At 70.4% G+C, this 2,535-nt stretch carries 3 protein-coding genes and 1 pseudogene; all 4 read right to left on the reverse strand.

The annotated features are described in order from the left end of the window. On the reverse strand, positions 1-611 hold a 611-nt coding region (locus ACTS11_RS19775; RefSeq protein ID WP_442641999.1), incomplete at its 3' end, for an ATP-binding cassette domain-containing protein. 92 nt (positions 612-703) lie between these two features. Beyond that, positions 704-1,699, reverse strand: a complete 996-nt coding sequence (locus ACTS11_RS19780; RefSeq protein WP_442642000.1) for a BMP family lipoprotein — start codon at positions 1,697-1,699, stop codon at positions 704-706. Positions 1,700-1,856: 157 nt separating this feature from the next. Then, entirely contained in the window at positions 1,857-2,291 is a 435-nt protein-coding gene (locus ACTS11_RS19785) for a GNAT family N-acetyltransferase (protein WP_442642001.1), read from the reverse strand. Beyond that, positions 2,288-2,535, reverse strand: a pseudogene (locus ACTS11_RS19790) (tRNA (adenosine(37)-N6)-threonylcarbamoyltransferase complex dimerization subunit type 1 TsaB); the annotation flags it as partial. The pseudogene ACTS11_RS19790 and the gene ACTS11_RS19785, both read right to left, overlap by 4 nt.

The raw sequence follows: 2,535 nt of genomic DNA on the forward strand, positions 1-2,535 counted from the left end.
CGCAGCTTGTGGGTGATCAGGATGATCGTCTTCCCCTCCTCCTTCAGCCGCTCGAGGATGCGGAAGAGCTGGTCCGCCTCGGCGGGGGTCAGCACGCCCGTGGGCTCGTCGAGGATCAGGATGTCGGCGTGGCGGTAGAGCTGCTTGAGGATCTCGACCCGCTGCTGGTGGCCGACCGAGAGATCCTCGATGATGGCGTCGGGGTCGACCTTGAGGCCGTATTCCTCGGACAGTTCCGTCAGGAGCTTGCGCGCCTTGGCGATCGAGGGCCGCAGGAGCGCGCCGTCCTCGGCTCCGAGGATCACGTTCTCGACCACGGTGAAGTTCTCGACCAGCTTGAAGTGCTGGTGGACCATGCCGATGCCGGCGCGGATCGCGGCCTGGCTGTCGGGGATGGGGGTCGGCTTGCCGTTGATGAAGATCTCGCCCCGGTCGGCCTTGTAGAAGCCGTAGAGGATCGACATCAGCGTCGACTTGCCCGCGCCGTTCTCGCCCACGATGCCGTGGATGGTGCCGCGCGCCACGGACATGGAGATGTCCTTGTTGGCCTGCACGGGGCCGAAGGCCTTCGAGATGCCCTTGAGCTCGATGGCGGGTGCCGCGGTCGTCATGCGAGATACCCCCGGGGTCGTCGGTCCGTCTTGCGGAACGGGCCGCGGCAGCACTGCCACCGCGGCCCGTGTCCGGTTCGTTCAGCGCAGGATCACTGCATCTGCACGGGGCAGGAGCCGTCGTCCGTGTAGTTGTGGACCATGATCTCGCCCGCGATGATCTGCGCGCGGGCGGCTTCCACCGCGGCGCGCATCTCCTCGCTGATCAGCGCCTCGTTGTTCTCGTCGATGGCATAGCCGACGCCCTCCTCGGCCAGGCCGAAGACGTGGATGCCGGTCTCGACCTCGGGGCCGGTGGTGAAGGCGTCGTAGACGGCCACGTCCACGCGCTTGAGCATCGAGGTCAGGACCGAGCCCGGGTGCAGGTAGTTCTGGTTGCTGTCCACGCCGATCGAGTAGATCCCCTCGTCCGCCGCGACCTGCAGAACGCCGAGGCCCGTGCCGCCAGCGGCGGCATAGACCACGTCCGCGCCCTGGGCGATCTGGCCGCGGGTCAGCTCGCCGCCACGCACCGGGTCGTTCCAGGCGGCGGGCGTCGTGCCGGTCATGTTGGCGATGACCGTCGCGTCGGGATTCACGGCGACCACGCCCTGCGCATAACCGCAGGCGAAGCGCGAGATGAGCGGGATGTCCATGCCGCCCACGAAGCCGACGGTGCCGGACTCGGACGCCATCGCCGCCAGCATGCCGACGAGGTAGGAGCCTTCATGCTCGGAGAAGATGACCGAGCGGACGTTCGGCGCGTCGACCACGCCGTCGATGATCACGAAGGTGGTGTCCGGATAGTCGGGCGCGACCTCGGACAGCGCGGTGGCCTGGCTGAAGCCCGCCATCACGATCGGGTTGGCACCGGCCTCGGCGAGGCGGCGCATCGCCTGCTCGCGCTGCGCGTCGGAGGCCAGTTCGATCTCCATGTAGCTGCCGCCGGTCTCGTCCGCCCAGCGCTCGGCGCCGTTGAAGGCGGCCTCGTTGAAGGAGCGGTCGAACTTGCCGCCGAGGTCGAAGATGATGGCCGGTTCGGCAAGCGCGCCGGTGGCGGTGATCGCCAGCATTGCGGCGGCGCCGTAGAGTTTCTTCATCAGGTTCATGCGATTCTCCCGGTTGGTGACGGGCCGCGCCGTTTGCAGGCCGCGTGCCTTCTCGCTCAAAGATCTTTGACGATCCCCGGCCCGAATAAGGACAAGTCTGGCGGACACGGTCAACCGGTTTCTGGTGGCGGCAAGGCGCCTCGCGCCTGCCCTTGCGTCAGACGGAGGGGCCGCTGCCCGAAAGCTGTGCAGCGAGGATAAGCGCGTCCGCGCGCGCGCCGCCGGGCCGGGCGTAATAGCCCCTGCGGCGGCCGGTCTCGACGAAGCCCGCGTGTCCGTAGAGCGCCCGCGCGGGCGCGTTGTCGTCGGCCACCTCGAGGAACAGGGTCGTGCAGCCTGCGCGCGCCGCCGCCTCCATGGCCTCGGTCAGCAGGGCGCGGCCGAGGCCTGCGCCCTGCACATCCGGGTTGACGGCGATGGTCAGAAGCTCGGCCTCGGGCGGAACAGCCTGGAGAAGCGCGAAGGCATCCGGCCGGCGCGTCACCGCGAGCGTACCCGGGCGGGCGAGGAGGGCCCCGATCGTCGCCGCGTCCCAGGTCTCGCCGCCCGCGAAGGCGGCGGCGTGGATCTCGGCCATGCGCGCGGGCGTCACGTCAGGATCGCCGGGGCGGCGCTCCGCGAGGGGGCCGCGTCCGCCGGGCGCAGATAGAGCGGCGCCGGGCGCGGCAGGCCGGGCGCGCGCCAGCGCGTCGCGGCGACGCGCGCGATGGCCTCGGCGATGGGCATGGCCTGCGGCAGGACCGGCAGGGAGGTCAGCGCCGCGCCGGACCCCGTCACGGCCGGCGCCGACAGGACGTGGGGCAGGTCGCCCGGCGTGAGGATCAGCGCCTCGCCCG

Source organism: Roseicyclus sp. (assembly GCF_052168335.1).
Classification (GTDB): Bacteria; Pseudomonadota; Alphaproteobacteria; order Rhodobacterales; family Rhodobacteraceae; genus Roseibacterium.